This is a genomic window from Inquilinus sp., assembly GCF_057815775.1.
In genome coordinates this window covers 1-19677 of sequence record NZ_JBYRFX010000328.1, presented here as the reverse complement: position 1 = coordinate 19677, position 19677 = coordinate 1, and the positions used below count along the sequence as shown (strand labels likewise).

The following is a 19677-nucleotide window of genomic DNA, read 5'->3' as shown; positions in this document are numbered from 1 at the left end:
GGTGGCGATCACCACCTTCTGGTCCTTCGTCTTCATGCCGCGCTACGGCCTGCTCAGCAACGCGCTGAAGGCGATCGGGCTGGACGGGCTGGCGAAGATCGCCTGGACCGCGCCGGAGAACGTGTTCTGGTCGATGCTGGCCGGCATGGTCTGGCTGTCCTCCGGCTTCTTCATGATCCTGATCCTGGCCGGGGCCGACAAGATCCCGGCCGACATGTACGAGGCGGCGAAGCTGGAGGGGGCCAGCCAGTTCCAGATGTTCCGCTTCATCACCGTGCCGATGATCTGGGACGTGATGGTGATCGCCTTCGTGCTGTGGACGATCCAGGCGATCAAGGCGATGGAGTTCCCCTACGCCTTCGGCGGCCCGAACATCGACCAGCACCTCTACACCACCTCGATCTACCTCTACATCATGGGCTTCGGCCAGCGCGAGCCGGTCTATGCGCTCGGCTACGCCACCGCGATCGGCGTCGTCATGCTGGCGATGACCGTTGCCGCCGTCCTCGTCCTGCGCCTGATGCTGCGCCGCGACCGGGTGGAGTACTGACATGGCCGCCGTCACCCTGGACCGTCCAGCCGCGTCCCGCCGCCGCCTGCTGAGCCGGCTGAACGCCCGCGGCAGCCGCATCTTCGCTTATGCCGTGGTCGGCGGCTGGTCGCTGTTCACCGTCTTCTTCGTGGTCTGGATTGTCCTGGCCTCGCTGAAGAAAAACCGCGACCTGTTCGGCAAGCCCTGGTCGCTGCCGCTGGAACCAGCGCTGGCGAACTATCAGAAGGTCTGGGTCGCCGGGCGCTTCGGCGACTATTTCCTCAACAGCGTCTATGTCGTGGCGCTGTCGGTGTTCTTTCTGCTGGTGGTGTCGGTGCCCGCCGCCTACGTGCTGGCCCGCGCCAGGTTCAAGGGGCGGGAGGCGCTGACCAACTTCATGATCATCGGCATGGGCGTGCCGATCCCGCTGCTGTTCGTGCCGCTGTTCGTCATCATGACCTGGCTGCGGCTGGCCGACACGCTGACTGGGCTGTCGATCGTCTACATCGCCCTGTCGATCCCGTTCACCGTCTATGTCCTGACCGGCTTCTTCTCCTCGCTGCCGTCGGAGCTGGAATCGGCCGCGATCATCGACGGCTGCAACGACATCCGCGTGTTCTGGCACATCATGCTGCCGCTCGGCATGCCCGGCATCGTCACCGTCGCGGTGATGAACTTCATCGGGCTGTGGAACGAATACCAGCTGTCCCTGGTGCTGCTGAACAGCCCCGAAAACCGCACTTTGTCGCTCGGCATCTATTCGCTGATCAACGCGATGCAGTATTCGGGCGGCGACTGGGCCGGGCTGTTCGCCGGCGTCACCATCGTCATGCTGCCCACCATCGCCGTCTTCCTTCTCCTGTCCGAGAAGATGATCGGCGGACTGACCATGGGCAGCCTGAAGTAATTCCCTTTCCGCGTCCCAGACAGGAGAGTGCCATGAGAGCCGCTCGTCGGTTTTTTGCCGGACCCTCTGTGCTCGCCGCGTTGGCGTTGATGTCCCTGGCGCCGCCGGCTGCCGCCCAGGCGCAGCCGGACCGGTCGTTCAGCCTGTCCTCGGCGGCGCCGGTGTCGTTCAGCCTGCAGTTCGACTCCCCGGGCACGCTGATCGTCGACCGCGACGGCAAGTTCTTCTACGAGGACGCGCTGTCGCAATACGACCGCTACGACCCCAGCAATTACGACCACAGCTGGCGGTTCTTCACCGGCACCGACATCGACGACGTCTCGGCCAAGGCGATGGCGGCGCTGGACCCGATCACGGTGCAGAACACCACCGGCTATTGCGAAAACAGCCCGCTGTCGCTGCAGACGCCGAACCAGAAGCAGGCCAACGGCGACTACAAGTCCGGCTACCCCTACAACAACTTCTGCATCATGACCGGGATCTGGATCGACCCCGACACCGGCGACTGGTACGGGCTGATCCATGACGAGCTGTTCGGCGGCAAGCCGCGCTATGACGGCATCGAATATGCCCGGTCGCAGGACCGCGGCAAAAGCTGGACCATCCTCGGCCCGATCCTGACATCGCCCTTCGGCATGAAGGGCATCTACAACACTGTGGACCCGCAGGATCCGGGCAAGGTCGGCACCTATTACTATGGCGACGGCGACCCCCGGCTGTTCGTGGATTACGCCTCCGGCTATTTCTATGTCTTCTATTTCAGCCGGATCATGAACACCACGCCCGGCCAGCCCAGCGGCTTCAGCGCCCACAAATGGCAGCATGTGGCGCGGGCGCCGATCAGCGCGAAGATGGCGCCGGACTCCTGGCGCAAATACTACAAGGGACAATGGGTCGAGCCGGGCCTGGCGGGCCGGGAAAGCAACCTGGTCCCGGTTGAGAAGGCGGGCGACACCGGCTACGGCGCGGTCGAATACGACCCGGCCAAGACCGGCACCGCTGACCAGCTGCACTACGACAACTCGCCGCTCGGCGTCATCAACATCACCTGGAACGCCTATCTCGGGAAATACATCGGCACGCCGGAGCAGGGCACGCTGCCGGATTATGAATCGACGCTCGGGCCGCTGGTGTTCTACGCCACCGACGATCTGGCGACCGAGAAGTGGACCAAGATCGGGCCGCTGCCGGGCTACGCCAAGAGCCGGTCCTGGTATCGCTGGCTGGTCGAAGACGGCAGCCGGACCACCGGCCGGATCACCGGCAAGCTGTTCCGGTCCTATTGCAGCGTCCAGTGCACCACCTATGACGCCGAATACGTCCCGGTGACGATTACCTGTGGGGATGGCGAGGCCTGCGCCGCGCCGGCACCGGCCGAGGCCGGCCAGCGTGTGATGATCCGCACCGCCGGCCGGTCGCCCGACACCCTCGACCTCGGCGGCCGGGGGCCGTGGCGCAATGGCCGGGAATGGCTGGTCGAACCGACCGGCGACGGCTTCTACCGCATCCGGTCTGCCTCCCGGCCGTTGTACTTGGGCATCCCCGGGGCGGCGTTTTCCGGTGGGGCGACCACATCGCGCGCCTGGGGCGCCGCGGCCGGCCTGGTCAACCGCGAGACGGATGCACGGACACCGGCGGCGCTGGCGCAGCAGTGGTCGATCGAGGCGGTGACGCGGGTCGACTCCTCCTCCGGCCGCAGCGTCGCCACCGGCCGCTACCGCATCGTCAACCGCTACAGCGGCCTGGCCCTGAACCTGTGGCATCGGCAGCTGGCGACGGTGCCGATGCGTAGCTGGGACCGCGCCCGCACGGCCGACGATCTGGCCCGGCCGGGGCTTCCCGTCTGGCAGCAGGACGACCAGCAATTCACCTTCGAAGTGGCGCGCTGGTGAGCTGACCCGCCCTGAACCGTCATCGCGAGGCGCGAAGCGCCGTGGCGATCCAGAGATCGAGCCGCTGGATCGCCACGCCCCTATCGGGGCTCGCGATGACGGATCGTTCGATCGACATCCCTGAGACTCCCGAATTCCCCCGGACCGTACCATGACCGAGATCCGCCGTGAGGCCCTGTCCCTTCCCGTGTCGCGGCTTGGCGCCGCCAACCCGCTGCCGGCCTTCCGCTGGCAGCAGCCGACGCCGTTCAAGCCGGCGCCGCCGGCCGCGAACCTGGCGGCGGATGAGGTCGAACACGCTTTCCTCTGGGGCGCCGCCTCGATCCTGCCCTATCAGGTGCAGGATGATTACGACCGGGCCCAGGCGCCGGGCGAACTGGACGCCGTGGTCATCGACAACGGCCGGTTGCGGGCGGTGGTGCTGCCGCAGCTCGGCGGCCGGCTGTTTTCGCTGACCGACCTGGCGACCGGCCGGGACCTGCTGTTCCGCAATCCGGTGTTCCAGCCGGCCAACCTGGCGGCGCTGAATGCCTGGTTCTCCGGCGGCATCGAATGGAACGGGCTGATCCCCGGCCACAGCCCGTTCACCTGCAGCCCGGTCTTCACAGGCGTGGTCGAGACCGAGCGCGGGCCGATTCTGCGCCTGTACGAATTCGACCGCATCCGCGAGGCCGCCTGGCAGATCGACCTGTTCCTGCCCGAAGGCGAGGACCGGCTGTGGGTGCATGGCCGCATCGTCAACCCGAACCCGCACGACGTGGCCTGCTACTGGTGGACCAATGTCGCGGTGCCCTACGACCCCGGCATGCGGGTGCTGAGCCCCGCCGATTACGGCATCGAGCATGTGCTGCCGGACAATCACCTGGAACGCTTCCCGTTCCCGGATGCGCATGGCTTCGACGGCAGCCGGCCGGGCCTCTGGGCCGATGCCACCTCGGTGTTCTTCCGCCAGCCGGAGGCCGACCGGCTTTGGCTGGCCTCGCTGGGCCCCGACGGGCATGGCCTGCTGCAGACCGCGACGCCGGAGATGCGCGGCCGCAAGATGTTCTTCTTCGGCACCAATGCCGGCGGCCGGCACTGGATGGAGTTCCTGTCGCGGCCGGGGCAGGGGGAGTATGTCGAGATCCAGTCCGGCATCGCCCCGACCCAGAACCAGGAATTCATCCTGGGCCCCGGCGCGTCGCTGGAATGGACCGAGTGCTACGCCCCGGCCGCGGTCGACCCGGCCCGGGCGCACGATCCCGACTATGCCAAGGCCTGCGACGCCGCCCGCGCGGTGCTGGACGCGCGCATCCCGGCCGCCGATCTCGACGGCACCGACCGCTGGCTGCGGGCCCAGGCCGGACGGTCGGTGACCCGGCGGCTGCAGGCCGGCGCGGCCTGGGGCGGGCTGCATGAGGCGCTGACCGGCCGGCCGATCGCGCCGGGGCTGGATCTCGCGGTCGAGCCGGGCGCCGGCGCGCCCTGGGACGACCTCGCCCGCACCGGCCGGTTCTCGCCGGCGGCGCTGGAGTGCCTGCCGGACAGCTGGGTCACCAGCGACCTGTGGCGCGACGCGCTGCGCCGGTCGGCCGAGGTTCAGGGGGAGACCTGGCTGCACGCGCTGGCGCTGGCGGTGATCGCGCTGGACCGCGACGAGCGCGACGCGGCGCGCGCCGGATTCACGCGATCGTTCAGCCTGCGCGAGACGCATCTGGCCCTGCGGCACCTCGCCTTGCTGGCCGAGGATGAGGACGAGGCGGAGTGGCTGTATCTCCGCGCCTGGGGCATGGGCACGGCGCCGCCGCAGCTGGCGGTCGAGATCGTGCAATGGCTGCAGCGGACAGGGCGCCTGGCCGCGCTGGCCACCTTCCTGGACGGCCTGGCGCCCGGTGTGGCGGCGCAGGAGCGCATCCGCCTGGCCCGGGCCCAGATCGCGCTCGGCGCCGGCGATCTCGACCAGGCCGAGGTGCTGCTCGACCACCACTTTGCCACCATCCGCGAGGGCGAGCTGTTGCTGGGTGACCTGTGGCAACGGCTGCAGCTGGCCAAGGCGGAGTGGCGGCTGGGCCGGGCGCCGACCGCGGCAGAGGCCGAGGCGACGCTGGCCGCGGCACCGATCCCCTATCATCTGGACTTCCGCATGCGCGGCGACGGCTGACCCTGCCGCCGGCGTCTGCATGGCCGTCGATCACCTGCCGGCGCTTCCCCACCGCGCGGCACTGCTCTAACGTCTGGTTCGGCTGTCATGTCCGGCATGTGCCGTGGCGATGGCATTGCGACCGGAGGGCCGGGCCCCGGGCCCCCCTCCGCCCCGTGACCGAACGAGGTTCTGATGGCGCACGAATTGCAGTTCTATATCGACGGCGCATGGGTCGACCCGATCACGCCGAAGACGCTCGATGTGATCGACCCGTCGACCGAGGAGGCGTTTGCCCAGATCTCGCTCGGCTCGGCCGCGGATGTCGACCGCGCGGTGGCGGCGGCGAAGCGGGCCTTCCCGGCCTTCGCCCGCACCAGCCGGCAGGAGCGCCTGACCCTGCTGCGCCGGATCCTGGAGGTCTACAAGAGCCGCGCCGCCGACATCGCGCTGGCCGTGTCGCGTGAGATGGGCGCGCCGCGCAAGTTCGCGCTGGAGTCCCAGACCGGCGCCGGCGAGGCGCATCTGGCCCGGATGATCGAGACGCTGGAGAATTTCGAGTTCGAGCGGATCAAGGGCACCACCCTGATCGTCAAGGAGCCGATCGGCGTGGTCGGCATGATCACCCCATGGAACTGGCCGCTGAACCAGATCACCTGCAAGGTCGGCCCGGCCCTGGCCGCCGGCTGCACCATGGTGCTGAAGCCGAGCGAGATCGCGCCGCTCGACGCCATCATCTTCGCCGAGATCCTGCATGAGGCCGGCGTGCCGAAGGGTGTGTTCAACCTGGTCAATGGCGACGGGCCGACGGTCGGTGCCGCCATCTCCAGCCACCCCGGCATCGACATGGTGTCCTTCACCGGGTCGACCCGCGCCGGCGTCCTGGTCGCCAAATCGGCGGCCGACACGGTCAAGCGCGTGCATCAGGAACTGGGTGGCAAGTCGGCCAACATCATCTTGGCCGACGCCGACCTGAAGCGGGCGGTGACCAAGGGCGTTGCCGGCTGCTTCGGCAACAGCGGCCAGTCCTGCAATGCCCCGACCCGGATGTTCGTGCCGCTGGACAAGCAGGACGAGGCGATCGGCTATGCCAAGGCGGCGGCGGAGACCTTCAAGGTCGGCCCGGCCGATGCCGAAGGCACGATGCTCGGGCCCGTGGTCAGCCAGGTGCAGTACGACAAGATCCAGAAGCTGATCGAATCCGGCATCGCCGAAGGGGCGGAACTGGTGACCGGCGGCCCGGGCCGGCCCGAGGGGTTGAACCGCGGCTACTTCATCCGCCCGACCGTCTTCGCCCGGGTCACGCCCGAGATGTCGGTGGCGCGGGAAGAGATCTTCGGCCCGGTGCTGTCGATCCTGACCTACGAGACCGAGGAGCAGGTGATCGATCTGGCCAACGACACGGTCTACGGCCTGGCCGCCTATGTCCAGTCGGGCAGCCTGGATCGGGCACGCAAGGTCGCGTCGCAACTGCGCACCGGCAATGTCCACATCAACTACCCCGCCTGGGACACCGGCGCGCCGTTCGGTGGCTACAAGCAGTCGGGCAACGGCCGTGAATACGCCGAATTCGGCCTCGAGGATTTCCTTGAGATCAAGGGCGTGATCGGCTACGAGGCCGCCTGAGTCCTCACCGGAGCCTTGTCGCGGTCGCTCCGCGGCAAGGCTCCGGCTCTGCCTTTTTGGCTGCGCGTTTCGGCAACGAAGATAATTTTATATCAATTCAAGACGAATAAAACGAAACCATTTCGCAGGAATTTAAGCGTATCCTTCCTTGCAACCTGGACGTGCTGCGAATCCTTGCGGCACACCCGATGGCGAGCTGGCCGTCGGAGTGAAGGGGTGCTGGAGGTCGAGCGTGTCTCTCACACTGGCTCTGACGTCGCTGTTCCACCCTCCGGCCCGTGAGCGCGTCGTCGCGGTCTCATGGGCCGAGGAGCGGCATGATCCTGCCGGCCTCGGCGGCTGGCTGGCCCTGGCTGCCGCCGCGGGCGTCGCCGCCGTGCCGGCGCAACGGCTCGGCGACATCGCCACCGCCGATTTCATCGCCCTATCAGGTGTCCCAGGGGATCCGGTCAGCCCCGAGGGGGAGGCCGCCGTCGAACGCCTCGCCGCGATGCTGCAGGATGCCCCGGCCGGCACCATCCTGCGCTGGGATGTCGGATGCCTCGACCTGACGCGGCGGGCGGTGCTGGCTGGCCGGCGTCCGGTGGGGCTGGAGCGGGGCTACACCGTGTTCGGCGGCCGGATCATGCCGTGTTTCCGCGACCGCCGGCTGGCGGGAAAGGCCCTGCTGTGGCGACACCCGCGCGTCACGGCCTGGCTGCGGCCCTGGGTCGAGGCCCGCAGGATTGCGGGGGAGCGCCATGTGGTTCCGGAAATCTGGCGGATCTATCTCGGCCATGACGGCGTCGCCGCGGCAGCGCTGGTCCATCCGGGCGCGTCGATCGCGGCCGATCGGGGCGGCAAGACCGCGGCCCTGGCAGGCGCGACGCTGCTGGCCGACCGGATGCGGGGCGAGGGGAGGCTGGCCGACCGGGACGGCGACATGCTCCATGCGCTGGATTTCCTGATCGACGGCGACGGCCGCGCCCTGCTGCTGGACGGCGGTGTTGTGCCGTCAGGCCTTGCGATCGGCGGCCATATCCTGCCGCTGTCCGCGGTTGCGCCCGAAAACCCTGCCGCCGTGGCCTGAGAGGCCGCTGTGCCTCAGCCTTCGGCGCGCCTTGCCTGGCGTTTGCCAGCCTTGCGGCGCAGCCGGCTGGTGCCCAGGCCCTGGCCCTTGGCATAGACCGATTTCGACCGGGCGTAGTTCGGCGCGACCATGGGATAATCCGCCGGCAGGTTCCATTTGGCGCGGTACTGCTCCGGTGTCATGCCGTAGGTCGCCCGCAGCCAGCGCTTCATCATCTTGAACGGCCGGCCGTCCTCCAGGCAGATGATGTAGTCCGGCGTCACCGACTCCGCGATCGGCACCGCCGGGGTCGAGGCGACGGCGAGGCGGGGCGGCGGCGCCGTCCGGCCATCCGGCTCATGCACCACATCGGCCGCCGGCTCGTGCTCGGCATCCGCAGGAACCTCCGGCTCACGCGCGGATTGCGTGCCGCGCGCTTCGATCAGCGACAGATGGACGTTGCGAATGAGGTCCGGCAGCGTGTCGCTGTCCACCGTGTTGTGCGACACGTGGGCCACGATGATTTCCTTGGTGAATTTGAGGATCTCGTTCTCGCTCAGCGTGGACATCGCGCCTTACCTTCCAAGTCCTGTTGATCGCAACGCATCGCAGGTCGTCGCGAGTGATCGCCGTGGCTGTCGAGACTGCTCTCACACTGCCAAATGCTACAAGCCAAGAACAACCTTAAGGTTCCGTGGGATTCAGAAAAAAGTTTTCGATCCTGTGACTCTTTCCCTTTGGCCGCTTCGCCTTCGGAATATAATCGGAAGTGAGAACAATTGTTTCTCTATCCTTTTGCGAATCTTGCTCTGTTTCCCTGGAAATGACGCGGCGCCAGGGATTCGCCAGACAATTCGGGTCGAGACCGGTGACGGCCGCCGAGGCGGGGCGCCCCTGATCTCCGCCGCAACCCCGAAAGCAGCATTGCGGTTGGCGGGAAACGAACGGCACGGCCAATGGTTCCCGGGGCCTGCGCCCCAGGATCGAATCCATGGTCTGCTGCGATTCAAGGGATTGGGTTCTTGGGGCATGGGCCGGCACGTAACCAGATCTTAGGCATTCCCCCGCTAAGATGATGGGCCCATCCGCAGCTTCTGTATCCGGGACGAATGGTCGCAAACCCCCTGGCCGCGCAGATTGCCCCGGCGGCGGTTGAATCCTTTGCCGGTCAGCCCGGCCGGCGCCCGGTGGGACCGCTGTTCGACGCCCTGATGGCGGTCGACGCCGGGCCGGCGGTGGACCCGGCCATGAATTCGATCCGAAAAAGCCGGGGGGCTATCCCCGCGGTCTTTCCCTGGATGCTGCCGTTGAATTCTGCACCGCCAGCGGCGCAGGGATCGGCGGAGGCAGAGGTAGCCCCCGCGATTGTCGCGATCGCCGGCAGTACACCACCGGCGGCTGCGCTCCAGACCGGACCCGTCGCGGCCGAGCCTGTCAGCCCGATACCGCACGATGGTCCGGCACCCGCTTCGACGCTCATCTCTGGGATGCGGTCTGCGGGTGCGGAGGAGGGGAACGACGCCGCTCCGTTGCCGGAGGCCCCCGGCACCATGGTGCCGCGCGGAACTGCAGCCGTCGCGGCATCGCCGCTCCTGGACGCGGTCCAGCCCGCCGTGATGCTGCCGGAGCAGCCAGCCGCCCTGCGCCGGCTTGCCGGTGGCGTGGCCTCGCAGGCTGAGATGGCACCCGATGCACCGGCAGCGGAACCGGGCGTGGCTGAAGCGACGCGCAAGGCGGCGGCTCAGGCCCCGCATGCGGCCCGTCCTGGCCCCGTGACCGTGGCGGGCACGGCAGAGCCCCCGGTGGGTCGCCGGGCCGTTGCCATCGGCAATGATTCAGCCGCGCCGATGGCGCTGCACGAGCCGGCTGCCGCATCACGCTTGGCGGGTGGGTTGGAGCCGGCGCGTCCGTCGCTCACCGCGCCATCCCCCGAGCCGCGGCCACCGGCCCCGGCGCTGCAGATCGCGGCGACGCTCGCCAAGGGGCTGCACGGCGCCCCGACGCGGCTGGTGGTCGATCTGGTGCCGCACGAATTGGGCCGGGTGGAAATCGCGATCGAGACCGAGAAGCACGGCGGCCGGGCGCGGATCACGGCTGATCGCCGGGAAACGCTCGATCTGCTGGTGGCGGAGGCTCGGGTGCTGGAGAAGGCGCTGGCCGATGCCGGGGTCGATCTCGGCCGCCGCGGCCTGGAATTCGCCCTGCGGGGTGAGGCCGGACGGGGCGAGGGACGCGGTCGGGAGCCCCAGGCGCCAGCGGAACGGGCAGTCTCTCCCGGCGGTGGCCTGACAGCCCCTAGCGCTTCTCTGGCCGAACCCCCCCTGCCGCGGTCGCGGACGGGCCTCGATATCCTGGTGTGAAGGACTCCTTGTCATGGCGACCGATCCTGTCAGCAACACGCCCCCGGTCCCGAAGACCACCTCGGACTACCAGACCTTTCTCAAGCTGCTGACGGCGCAGTTGAAGAACCAGGATCCGCTGTCGCCGATGGACGCGACCCAGTTCGTCACCCAGCTCGCCACCTTCAGCCAGGTCGAACAGCTGGTGAATGCGAACAAGGGGCTGACGCAGCTGGTCGACGCCACCGGCGGCAACACCAACCGGCTGGACCTGGCCTATATCGGCCGCACCGTCGAGGCGCAGACCGACAAGTTCTCCTTCGACGGCAAGAGCGCGGCGCTGGCCTATGCCGTGGGCAAGGATTCGAAGACAGTCGAGGTCCAGATCAAATCGGCCGACGGCACGGTGATCAAGCGGATCGACGGCGAGACCGCCGAGGGCCGGCACGAGATCACCTGGGACGGCACGCAGGATGACGGCGCCAAGGCGCCGGCCGGCACCTATCAGGTCGAGGCGGTGGCCAAGACCGACAAGGGCGACAAGGTCGACGCCGTGGTCGTGGTGACCGACACGGTGAAGGAGGTGATCTTCTCGCCCGATGTCGCCGGCGCCGTGCTGGTGCTGAAGGGCGGCGGCCAGGTCCGCTCTGCCGACGTGCTCAAGGTGTCGGGCTAGCGAACCGCCGGGCGCCTACCCGGTGTTGCGCGGCAGCCGACGGACGGTGTCGAGCGTGGCCCGGCTGACCCGGTCCATGCCGAGGTTGCGGTTGATCAGCAGGCGCAGGTCGGATTCGGCGCGGTCGGTGCGCAGTTCGGTGCCGTCGAACCAGCCAGGCGATAGGGCCAGGATCGCCTCGACCACCGCGTCCTTCACATGGGGCAGGTTGGCGGCGATGGCGTCAGCGCCGGCCTGGTCCGGCGCGCCCAGCGTCAGCGTGACCATGAGATAGCCGAGGCGGCCGTCGCTGCCGGCCGGGGCCGGCACCGTGAACTGCCCGGCATCGACCGGCCCGGGCGCGCCGTGCTGCAGCGGCGGCCCGGAGAACGGCCCCGCCGCATGCCACCACCAGCCGGCGGCCAGCCCCGCGATGAAGGCGCCGGCCACGGCGAAGCCGAACAGCTGGCGGCGCAGGCCTGTCGTCTTCATCCGGCCTCTCAGAACGGCATGACGAGGTCGTAGATCTCCTGGCCATAACGTGGCCGCTCCACGTCGGTGATGACGCCGCGCCCGCCATAGGAGATACGGGCCTCGGCGACATGGTCGTAGCCGATGGTGTTGGTCGCGGTGATGTCCTGCGGCCGGATCACGCCGGCGATGCGCAGCTCGCGCAATTCGGAATTCACCCGGATCTCCTGCCGGCCGACGATGGCCAGCGTGCCGTTCGGCAGCACCTCGGTGATGATGGCGGCCAGCTTCAGCCGGATCTGCTCGTTGCGGTTCACTTGGCCGGTGCCGGTCGTCTTGGAATCGGTGCTGATCCCGACCAGCTTGTCGGCCTGCACGCCGCTGCCTAAGATGTCGTCGAACAGGAATTCCAGCCCGAACAGATGCGACAGCCCGGCAGACTCGGTGGCCTGGTGCTGGCGCTGGGTGTCGTTGCGCAGCTTGGCCTCGTCGCGGATGTCGATCAGCACGGTCAGGATGTCGCCGACCCGCGCGGCGCGCTGGTCGCCGAAGAAGCTGGTCGCGCCCATGCGCCAGACCGAATTCTTCTGCTGCAGCACCGCTGTCGGCGGCGGCATCGGCAGCGACACCAGCCGCGATTCCGGCATGTCGGCGCGGTCGCCGATGCCGCTCATCTCCGGGTCCTGGCCGATCTCGCCCATCCGGGTGCAGCCGGCGAGCAGCAGCAGGGCGAGAGCCGCGAGCTGGCGCCGTCTCATGGCCCGACGCTCACGCGACCCTCGGCGGTGGCGACGGTGTCGATCGGCGTGCCGCCGGTGGACAGCGCCACCCGCACCGGGGCGCCGAGCGTGGCGTCGCCCATCGCCTTGCCGCGAGCGGTGATGGCCAGGCCGCCCCTGGCGTAGGAAATCATCACCTCCTGGTTGCGCCGGATCACCAGCGGGTCGCCCAGCGATGCCGCCGGGATCGCCCGGCCGGGCGCCAGGGCGCGGCGCGCCTCCTTGCCGACGGCGAGGCCGGCATCGGTCAGGATGCCGTCCAGCCGTGCGGCGGGAACCCGCTGCGGGGTCAGGTCGTCGGCGGCGATGGTTTCGCCGGCCTGGATGCGGCGTCTCGGCACCGGGATCTCGGCCTCCATCCGGGCCAGGCCCTGCACCCGCATCAGCCGCTTGCCCAGGTTCAGCACCGCGTCGAAGCCGCCGGAGCGCGGATCCCACAGGATGGTCTCCACCGCCGCCGCCTCGACCGGCGCCGCGGTGGAAAAACGCACGGCCAGGGCGCCGATGCCGCCGGTCTGGTCCGGCCAGCGCAGGGCGATGGCGTCGGCGATCATCGCTTCCGGATCGGCCGCCGGGGCCGGGGCGGGCAGGGCGAGCAGGATCAGGGCCAGCAGAGGGCCGAGGCGGTGCCGGATCATGCTCATCGCATGTTGGTCGCCGTCTGCGACATCTGGTCGGCGGCCTGGACCACCTTCGAGTTCATCTCATAGGCCCGCTGCGCCGTGATCAGCGCCGTCATCTCGTCGACGACATTGACGTTGGAGGCCTCGACATAGCCCTGGCGCAGCGTGGCGAAGCCGTCGGTGCCGGGCACGCCGCGCTGCGGCTGGCCGGAGGCCGGCGTCTCGCGGAACAGATTGTCGCCCAGCGCTTCCAGCCCGGCCTCGTTGACGAAATTGGCGAGTTCGAGCTGGCCCAGCGTCTGCGGGTCGGTCTGGCCGTCGATATAGGCCATCACCTCGCCCGACCGGTTGATGACGATGTCGCGCGCATTGTCGGGGATGACGATGCCCGGTGAGATCTCGTAGCCGTCGACCGTCACCACCTGGCCTTCGGCGGATTTCTGCAGATTGCCGGCGCGGGTGTAGGCCTCGGTGCCGTCGGGCAGCGTGACGACGAGATAGCCGCGGCCTTCCAGCGCCACATCCAGCTTGTTGTTGGTCAGCGTCAGCGTGCCCTGGGTGTTGATCCGGGTCACCGCCGCCGGCTTGACGCCGAGGCCGAGTTCGACGCCGGCCGGCACGATGGTGCCGGCATCCGACGACATCGCGCCCTGGCGCCGCTGGCTCTGGTAGATCAGGTCCTGGAATTCCGCCCGGGCGCGCTTGAACCCGGTGGTGCTCATATTGGCGATGTTGTTGGCGATGACCTCGACATTCAGCTGCTGTGCCGCCATGCCGGTCGCCGCGATCCCCAGAACCTTCATCTCGTGCTCCCCCTCATGTCCGGCCTCAGGCCACGCGGCCGAGGCGCGTGACGGCATCACGGATCAGCCCGTCGGCATTGGTGTCCAGGCGGTCGGCCCGCTCATAGGCCCGGGTCACGTCCATCATCCGGGTCATCTCCAGGATCGCGTTGACGTTCGATTCCTCGACCATGCCCTGCTCGACCCTGGCGTCCTGGTTGCGGGTGGGCTGGGCGCCGTCCTGGGCGGTGAACAGCAGGCCTTCGCTCTTGCTCAGCACCCGCGGGTCGTCGAAGGACCAGACACCCAGCCGGGCGATCTGTTGCCGGTCGGCGGTGATCGAGCCGTCACCGGCGACCTGGATCCATTGCGCGTCGTCGGGGATGGCGATCGGCTGGCCGCCATCGTCCAGCACCGGGGCGCCGGACAGGGTCACCAGCCGGCCCTCGGCATCGCGTGCCATGCGGCCGTCGCGGGTATAGGCGGGACCATTGGGGGTGTTGACCCGGAAGAAGCCGTCGCCGGAAATCGCCACATCCAGCGGGTTGTCGGTCCGCTTCAGGCCGCCTTCGGAGAAATCGGTGTAGGTGTTGCGGTCGAGGACGAAGGCGACCTGCCCTTCCGGATCGCGCCGGGTCTGGGCCAGCGCCGTGTCGAACAGCATGCGGTCGGCCTTGAAGCCGACCGTGCTCATATTGGCCAGGTTGTTGCCGACCACCTCAAGTTGGCGGCGCAGCGCGACCTCGGATGACAGGCCGACATAGGTGACGTTTTCCATGGCCTCCCCGCGGCAAATCCGATGTAATGATTGCTATACGAGTTCTTGAATTAAGATCAAGACATCGTTTAAGTGCTTTTGAATCCTAGGCGGCGATGCTTAAGAACTGGTTTCGCCGTGCCGCTGACGGGAGCTGCCGCGTGCGAGCGAAAACCGGCTTGGCCATCGCCCTGGGCGCGCCGATCGCCCTGGCGCCGCTGTTTGCGGCGGCCGCGCCGGTGCGGGTCAGCTTCGGCGACCATGCCGATTTTTCCCGCATCGCCGTGCGTCCGGGCACTATCACCGTGACGGCGGAGCGCGACCGGGCGCATTGCGCCGTCGTGCTGCGCGGGGTGGATGCCGCATGGCAGGGCGACATGGCCGCGGCGGGGCGGTTGCCCTCCGGCCGGCTGGCGGATGTGAAAATCGATGCCGACGGCAGCCTCATGGTGTCGGTGCCTTGCACCGCCGAGATGCGGACCTGGCAGGAGGGCGGCCTATTGTTGTTCGACATCAGCGCCGGCCCGGGAAGTCTTCACATGCCGCCGCTGCCGGTACGCCGGCCTGGCCCCGCAGGCCAGCCGGCGGTGGCCGCTGCCGCGCCTGCCGTGGTGGCGGCACCAATCGCTGCCCCGGAGAACGATGCTGAGCGGATCCGCGCGCCGGACCGCCGCGCCGCCGTCGCAGCCGCCTGCGGCTCCGGTCGCGGCTGCCGCGCCTGCCACTCCGGTGGTGGCGCCGACCCCGGCCCCTGCACCGGAGACTGAGACGACAGCGGTCGCACCACCCAGCCTGGCCGGCGTTCCGGCCCTGGAGCCGATGGCATGGCGCGGCCCGGATTACGCCACCGGCCGCCTCGGCCTGACCGGCGAGCGCGGCGAGGCGGCGCTGATCGATGCCGCGCGGTTCTATCTGGCCTGGGGCGAGTGGGGCGAGGCCCAGGACGCCGCGGATGCTGCTGCGGCACTGGACGGCCTGCGGCGCGCCGAAGCGCTGCTGCTGCAGGAGGCGGCGGCGCTGGCGGCCGACCGGCCGTTGCCGTCCTCCTCGATCCTGGCGGCGGGGCCGCGGGAGCATCCGGACTGGCCGCCCTTCGCCACCCTGTCCTGGCTGGCCCAGGGCACGCCGGCGGTCGACCGCGGCGATATCGCCCGCGGCTTGGACCGGATCCACGCCTATGGCCCGGCGCTGGAGGCGGCCTTGCTGCCGCGGCTGACCGAGGCGGCGATCCGCGGCCTCGACGGCACGGCGGCGCGCGCAGCCCGGGAGCGGCTGGAGCCGATGGTGGCGCCGGGGCGGGTCGATGCCGCGGCGGTGCCCTATCTGCGCGGCCTACTGGCCCTGGCGCGGCTGGAGCCGGACGAGGCCACGGCGGCCTTCGCCGATGCTGCCCGCTCTGCCGGCCCCTGGGCGGCTCGGGCCCGGCTGCAGATGGTCGAGGACGGCGGGATGACGCCGGACGCCGCGTCGGATGCCCTGGACGGCCTGGTGGCGGATTGGCGCGGCGGCGATATCGAGATCCGGGCCCAGCATCTGCGCCTCGACCTCGCCGGCCGTCGCGGCGATGCCGGGCAGGAGCTGTCCGCGCTGTCGCGGCTGGCCCGGCTGGCCGGCGACGGGGCGGAGGCGGAAGGCTGGCGCCGGCGGTTCGAGGCCGCCCTGGATGCCGCCTATGACAGGGCCGAACGGCAGGACCTGCCCCTGGCCGCCCTGGTCGGCATCCACACCCGCTATGCCGCTGAGGGCGACCCGGCGGTGCTGGGGCCGCGGACGCTGCGCTATGCCCGGATCCTTCAGGCGGCGGGGCTGAGCCTGGCTGCGCAGGACGCGATGCGGGCGGCGATCGCGTTGGGCACGCCCGATGGCGCGACGGCGCTGGCCGCCGCCGCTCTCGACCGCGCCGACTACACAAGGGCGCTGCACGTCCTGGATGGCGCCACCGGCGATGCCGTGCCGGGGCTGCGCGCCCGGGCGCTGGCCGGGCTGGACGACCGCGCCGGGGCGCTGCAGGCGATCGCCGGCCGGCAGGATGCCGCAGCCTCACGGGCCCGTGCCGGGATCCTGTTCGCCAGCGGCGACTGGGCGGGCGCCCAGGCCGGCTTCGCGGCGGTCGATGCCGCGGACGGAACCCTGTCCCCGGCCGAACGGATGCGCTGGGCTGCGGCGGCGCTGCGGGCCGGCGATGCCAATACGGCGGATGCGCTCGGCCAGCAGCTGGGCGGCGGCGCGGCCCGCCTGCTGTCCAGCGTGCGCGGCGCCACGCCGTCGATCAAGGCCGACCGCAAGGCCGGGCTGGCAGCGCTGCAGGAGGCCGCCCGGGTGCTGGCGACCTTTGACGATGTGTTCGGTCCCGACAAACCGGGGGCGTCCGATGCTGGTGGCTGAGCGGCACGGGAACAAGAAAGGCGACCAGAGATGAATGTGATCGTGGGGCTCGTTGTCGTCGCCGTCTGCGTCATCGGCGGCTATGCCGCGATGGGCGGCAACCTGCTGGTGCTGTGGCAGCCCTGGGAGCTGGTGATCGTGATCGGCGGCACCATCGGCGCCTACATCATCGCCAATCCGAAGACGGTGCTGGTCGACACCGCACGGTCGCTGGGGTCGCTGCTGCGCGGCCGGCCCTATTCCAAGGCCGATTATCTCGACCTGCTCGCCATGGTCTACACCGTGCTGCGCACCGGCCGGGCCAAGGGCTTCAACGAGCTGGAGAAGGATTTCGACGCGCCGGCCGACAGCGGCTTCTTCCAGCGCTATCCCACCGTGCATCGCAACCGGCGGGCGGTGCAGTTCGCCTGCGACTATCTCCGGCTGATCCAGCTCGGCACCCGCAACCCGCACGAGCTGGAAGCGCTGATGGATGAGGAGATCGAGACGCTGGCGCGCGAGCTGTCCAAGGCACCGCGGGCGCTGCAGGCCGCGGCCGATTCCCTGCCGGCGCTGGGCATCGTCGCGGCGATCATGGGCATGGTGAAGGCGATGGGGGCGATCAACTCCTCGCCCGAGGTGCTGGGCCACATGGTCGGCGGCGCCCTGGTCGGCACCTTTTCCGGCATCCTGCTGGCCTATTGCCTGGTCGGGCCCCTGGCCAGCTACGTCGCCGCCCAGCGCGAGGCGGAGGTGAACTACTTCATCTGCATCCGCTCGGCGCTCTCGGCCTATCTGCATGGCTACCAGCCGCAGATCTGCGTCGAATACGCCCGCAAGGTGCTGACCTCCGACATCCGGCCGAGCTTCTTCGAGGTCGAGGACGCGACCCGGAGCCCGGTCCGCGAAGTGGCCTGACCATGGCGACGGCACCGAAGGCCCGGCCGCAGATCATCATCAAGCGCCGCCGCGGCCGCGGCCATGACGATCATGCCAGCCATGGCGCCTGGAAGATCGCCTTCGCCGATTTCATGACGGCGATGATGGCGTTCTTCCTGCTGATGTGGCTGTTGAACGTGACCACGGAGCAGCAGCGCGACGCCATCGCGCTGTATTTCAACCCGATGGCCAGCCAGGCCTCGGGCGGCGGCGAGGGCGTGCTGGACGGCGCCAACGGCGTCTTCGCCTCGAGCCAGGAGGGGCCGGAAAGCGACGTGTTCTCCGGCCAGGGGGCGACGCCGGATCCGGCGCAGGCGGCAGGGCACAAGGGCGATGATGGCACCACGGCCGGCAGCACTGCCCGTGCCGAACCGGCCGAGCTGGTGCCGATCGGATCGCGCCCGGGCCAGGGCCAGGGCGAACTCGCGCCCTATCGCGATGCCGGGCCGTGGCTGGCGATGGGCAGCGCCGAGATCACGCCGACGGGCGAGGGCGCGCGCTTCGCGGCGGTGCAGCAGCGCATCCAGGCCGGGATCGTCGCCGATCTCGATCTCAGCGCGCTGCAGAACAACGTGCAGATCCAGATGGTGGAGGAGGGGATGCGGATCGAGCTGACCGACCGGTCTCAGGCGCCGATGTTCGATGTCGGCTCCGGCCGGATCAGCGCCCAGGGCGCCCGGCTGATCCAGCTGGTCGGCCAGGCGATCGCCGGGCTGCCCAACGCCGTCGCGGTCAGCGGCCACACCGACGGCCGGGCCTATGCCAGCCGCTCCGGCTACGGCAACTGGGAGCTGTCGGCCGACCGCGCCAACGCCGCCCGGCGCGGGCTGGCGGCGGCCGGGGTGGACGAGGCGCGCTTCGCCCGGGTGGAGGGGCTGGCCGACCGGGTCCACCTGCTGCCGGAGGACCCGGCCGACCCGCGCAATCGCCGCATCAGCATCACCATCCTGCGCGCGGCCTAGGCCAAGGACTCGGCCGGAAACCAGTCCTTAAGCAATCCTCGCTAGAGTGGGATTCGGAAGACCCCGTCCGGACCAGTCGAGGAGCGAGAGATGAGCATTCAGAGCGCCATGCAGGCCGGGGTCATGGGCCTGTTCTCGCAGAGCGCGCGGATGTCGTCGATCTCCGACAACATCGCGAACAGCGGCACGGTCGGCTACAAGCGGGCGAGCGTCGATTTCTCGACCCTGGTGACGCCCTCGGCCGGCGGTTCCTACGCGGCAGGGGGCGTCTCGGCCAATGCCCGGCTGCAGATCAGCAAGCAGGGTATCATCGGCCCCGGCACCAACACCACCGACCTCGCCATCTCCGGCCGCGGCTTCTTCCTGGTGAGCAATTCGACGACCGGTGATGCGACGGCCAAGACCGCGCTGACCCGCGCCGGGTCGTTCCTGCCGGACGAGAACGGCAATCTGCGCAACACCGCCGGCTACTACCTGCTGGGCTGGCCGGCCAAGGCGGATGGCAGCATCGGCCCGGTGGACCAGGACGGCATCGGGTCGCTGGGGGTGGTGAACGTCAACAACGTCACCGCCGTCGGCCAGCCGACCACCAAGATCGGCTTCAGCGGGAATCTGCCGGCCGACCAGACCGGCCCGAACGCGCCGACCGTGCCGTTCAAGACCTCGGCCGAGTTCTTCTCGCCGCTCGGCACCTCGGACCGGCTGTTCATGGAATGGCAGCCCTCGACCACCAAGAACCAGTGGAAGCTGACCGTCAGCAACGCCGCCGGCAACAAGTTCGGCAGCGTCGACGTCACCTTCAACGACAGCGGCGCCAATGCCGGCCAGCCGGCGAGCTGGAGCAACGCCACGGCCACCGGCTTCGGCGGCTTCACCTTCGAC

The 19677-nt window shown here is 69.4% G+C and carries 19 protein-coding genes; 13 read left to right on the top strand and 6 right to left on the bottom strand.

From position 1 onward, the window contains the following. From AC3XYG_RS11800 to AC3XYG_RS11775, 6 genes are all read left to right on the top strand, one after another. On the top strand, positions 1-550 hold a 550-nt coding region (locus tag AC3XYG_RS11800), incomplete at its 5' end, for a carbohydrate ABC transporter permease (RefSeq protein WP_489140026.1). 1 nt (position 551) lies between these two features. Then, a complete protein-coding gene (locus tag AC3XYG_RS11795) occupies positions 552-1439 on the top strand; it encodes a carbohydrate ABC transporter permease (protein ID WP_489140025.1) in 888 nt (295 codons plus the stop codon). A gap of 68 nt (positions 1440-1507) precedes the next feature. After that, positions 1508-3331 (top strand): RICIN domain-containing protein, encoded by a 1824-nt coding sequence (locus AC3XYG_RS11790; protein ID WP_489140024.1) that lies wholly within the window; start codon positions 1508-1510, stop codon positions 3329-3331. A 151-nt stretch (positions 3332-3482) separates the two neighbouring features. Beyond that, positions 3483-5471 carry a DUF5107 domain-containing protein gene (locus tag AC3XYG_RS11785; protein WP_489140023.1) on the top strand — a complete coding sequence of 663 codons (1989 nt, stop codon included), beginning with the start codon at positions 3483-3485 and terminating at the stop codon, positions 5469-5471. A gap of 174 nt (positions 5472-5645) precedes the next feature. Continuing rightward, on the top strand, positions 5646-7076 hold the full coding sequence (locus AC3XYG_RS11780; RefSeq protein ID WP_489140022.1) for an aldehyde dehydrogenase family protein: 1431 nt from the start codon (positions 5646-5648) through the stop codon (positions 7074-7076). Positions 7077-7308: 232 nt separating this feature from the next. Continuing rightward, positions 7309-8145, top strand: coding sequence for a hypothetical protein (locus tag AC3XYG_RS11775; RefSeq protein WP_489140021.1), 837 nt, complete (start codon positions 7309-7311; stop codon positions 8143-8145). A gap of 14 nt (positions 8146-8159) precedes the next feature. Here the strand turns inward: AC3XYG_RS11775 and AC3XYG_RS11770 are convergent, their stop codons facing one another. Beyond that, complete coding sequence (locus AC3XYG_RS11770) at positions 8160-8693, bottom strand: Ros/MucR family transcriptional regulator (protein WP_489140020.1); 534 nt, start codon at positions 8691-8693, stop codon at positions 8160-8162. 540 nt (positions 8694-9233) lie between these two features. On the opposite strand from AC3XYG_RS11770, the gene AC3XYG_RS11765 reads away from it, so the two are divergent. Next, entirely contained in the window at positions 9234-10484 is a 1251-nt protein-coding gene (locus tag AC3XYG_RS11765; RefSeq protein WP_489140019.1) for a flagellar hook-length control protein FliK, read from the top strand. 13 nt (positions 10485-10497) lie between these two features. Beyond that, a complete protein-coding gene (locus AC3XYG_RS11760) occupies positions 10498-11139 on the top strand; it encodes a flagellar hook assembly protein FlgD (RefSeq protein ID WP_489140018.1) in 642 nt (213 codons plus the stop codon). Positions 11140-11154: 15 nt separating this feature from the next. On the opposite strand, the gene AC3XYG_RS11755 is transcribed toward AC3XYG_RS11760, so the two are convergent. From AC3XYG_RS11755 to flgF, 5 genes are read right to left on the bottom strand one after another with little or no spacing between them, the layout of a single operon-like run. Then, positions 11155-11610 carry a flagellar basal body-associated FliL family protein gene (locus tag AC3XYG_RS11755; protein WP_489140017.1) on the bottom strand — a complete coding sequence of 152 codons (456 nt, stop codon included), beginning with the start codon at positions 11608-11610 and terminating at the stop codon, positions 11155-11157. A gap of 8 nt (positions 11611-11618) precedes the next feature. Then, positions 11619-12347 (bottom strand): flagellar basal body L-ring protein FlgH, encoded by a 729-nt coding sequence (gene flgH / locus AC3XYG_RS11750; RefSeq protein WP_489140016.1) that lies wholly within the window; start codon positions 12345-12347, stop codon positions 11619-11621. Next, complete coding sequence (gene flgA, locus AC3XYG_RS11745; protein ID WP_489140015.1) at positions 12344-13006, bottom strand: flagellar basal body P-ring formation chaperone FlgA; 663 nt, start codon at positions 13004-13006, stop codon at positions 12344-12346. Before flgA ends, flgH begins: the two co-directional genes overlap by 4 nt. A gap of 2 nt (positions 13007-13008) precedes the next feature. After that, complete coding sequence (gene flgG, locus AC3XYG_RS11740; protein ID WP_489140014.1) at positions 13009-13794, bottom strand: flagellar basal-body rod protein FlgG; 786 nt, start codon at positions 13792-13794, stop codon at positions 13009-13011. 25 nt (positions 13795-13819) lie between these two features. After that, complete coding sequence (flgF, locus tag AC3XYG_RS11735) at positions 13820-14551, bottom strand: flagellar basal-body rod protein FlgF (RefSeq protein WP_489140013.1); 732 nt, start codon at positions 14549-14551, stop codon at positions 13820-13822. Positions 14552-14691: 140 nt separating this feature from the next. On the opposite strand from flgF, the gene AC3XYG_RS11730 reads away from it, so the two are divergent. From AC3XYG_RS11730 to AC3XYG_RS11710, 5 genes are all read left to right on the top strand, one after another. Then, entirely contained in the window at positions 14692-15297 is a 606-nt protein-coding gene (locus AC3XYG_RS11730; protein WP_489140012.1) for a hypothetical protein, read from the top strand. Positions 15298-15349: 52 nt separating this feature from the next. Continuing rightward, positions 15350-16915, top strand: a complete 1566-nt coding sequence (locus AC3XYG_RS11725; RefSeq protein ID WP_489140011.1) for a hypothetical protein — start codon at positions 15350-15352, stop codon at positions 16913-16915. Positions 16916-16945: 30 nt separating this feature from the next. Then, positions 16946-17812 (top strand): flagellar motor stator protein MotA, encoded by an 867-nt coding sequence (gene motA, locus AC3XYG_RS11720; RefSeq protein ID WP_489140010.1) that lies wholly within the window; start codon positions 16946-16948, stop codon positions 17810-17812. Positions 17813-17814: 2 nt separating this feature from the next. After that, complete coding sequence (locus AC3XYG_RS11715) at positions 17815-18795, top strand: flagellar motor protein MotB (RefSeq protein WP_489140009.1); 981 nt, start codon at positions 17815-17817, stop codon at positions 18793-18795. Positions 18796-18885: 90 nt separating this feature from the next. Beyond that, positions 18886-19677: flagellar hook-basal body complex protein (locus AC3XYG_RS11710; RefSeq protein WP_489140008.1), on the top strand; the 792-nt coding region annotated here is incomplete at its 3' end.

Coding starts and splice junctions, on each gene's coding strand:
- AC3XYG_RS11795 (WP_489140025.1), top strand. CDS start 552: ATGGCCGCCGTCACCCTGGACCGTCCAGCCGCGTCCCGCCGCCGCCTG.
- AC3XYG_RS11785 (WP_489140023.1), top strand. CDS start 3,483: ATGACCGAGATCCGCCGTGAGGCCCTGTCCCTTCCCGTGTCGCGGCTT.
- AC3XYG_RS11780 (WP_489140022.1), top strand. CDS start 5,646: ATGGCGCACGAATTGCAGTTCTATATCGACGGCGCATGGGTCGACCCG.
- AC3XYG_RS11770 (WP_489140020.1), bottom strand. CDS start 8,693: ATGTCCACGCTGAGCGAGAACGAGATCCTCAAATTCACCAAGGAAATC.
- AC3XYG_RS11765 (WP_489140019.1), top strand. CDS start 9,234: ATGGTCGCAAACCCCCTGGCCGCGCAGATTGCCCCGGCGGCGGTTGAA.
- AC3XYG_RS11760 (WP_489140018.1), top strand. CDS start 10,498: ATGGCGACCGATCCTGTCAGCAACACGCCCCCGGTCCCGAAGACCACC.
- AC3XYG_RS11755 (WP_489140017.1), bottom strand. CDS start 11,610: ATGAAGACGACAGGCCTGCGCCGCCAGCTGTTCGGCTTCGCCGTGGCC.
- flgH (WP_489140016.1), bottom strand. CDS start 12,347: ATGAGACGGCGCCAGCTCGCGGCTCTCGCCCTGCTGCTGCTCGCCGGC.
- flgA (WP_489140015.1), bottom strand. CDS start 13,006: ATGATCCGGCACCGCCTCGGCCCTCTGCTGGCCCTGATCCTGCTCGCC.
- flgG (WP_489140014.1), bottom strand. CDS start 13,794: ATGAAGGTTCTGGGGATCGCGGCGACCGGCATGGCGGCACAGCAGCTG.
- flgF (WP_489140013.1), bottom strand. CDS start 14,551: ATGGAAAACGTCACCTATGTCGGCCTGTCATCCGAGGTCGCGCTGCGC.
- AC3XYG_RS11725 (WP_489140011.1), top strand. CDS start 15,350: ATGGCATGGCGCGGCCCGGATTACGCCACCGGCCGCCTCGGCCTGACC.
- motA (WP_489140010.1), top strand. CDS start 16,946: ATGAATGTGATCGTGGGGCTCGTTGTCGTCGCCGTCTGCGTCATCGGC.
- AC3XYG_RS11715 (WP_489140009.1), top strand. CDS start 17,815: ATGGCGACGGCACCGAAGGCCCGGCCGCAGATCATCATCAAGCGCCGC.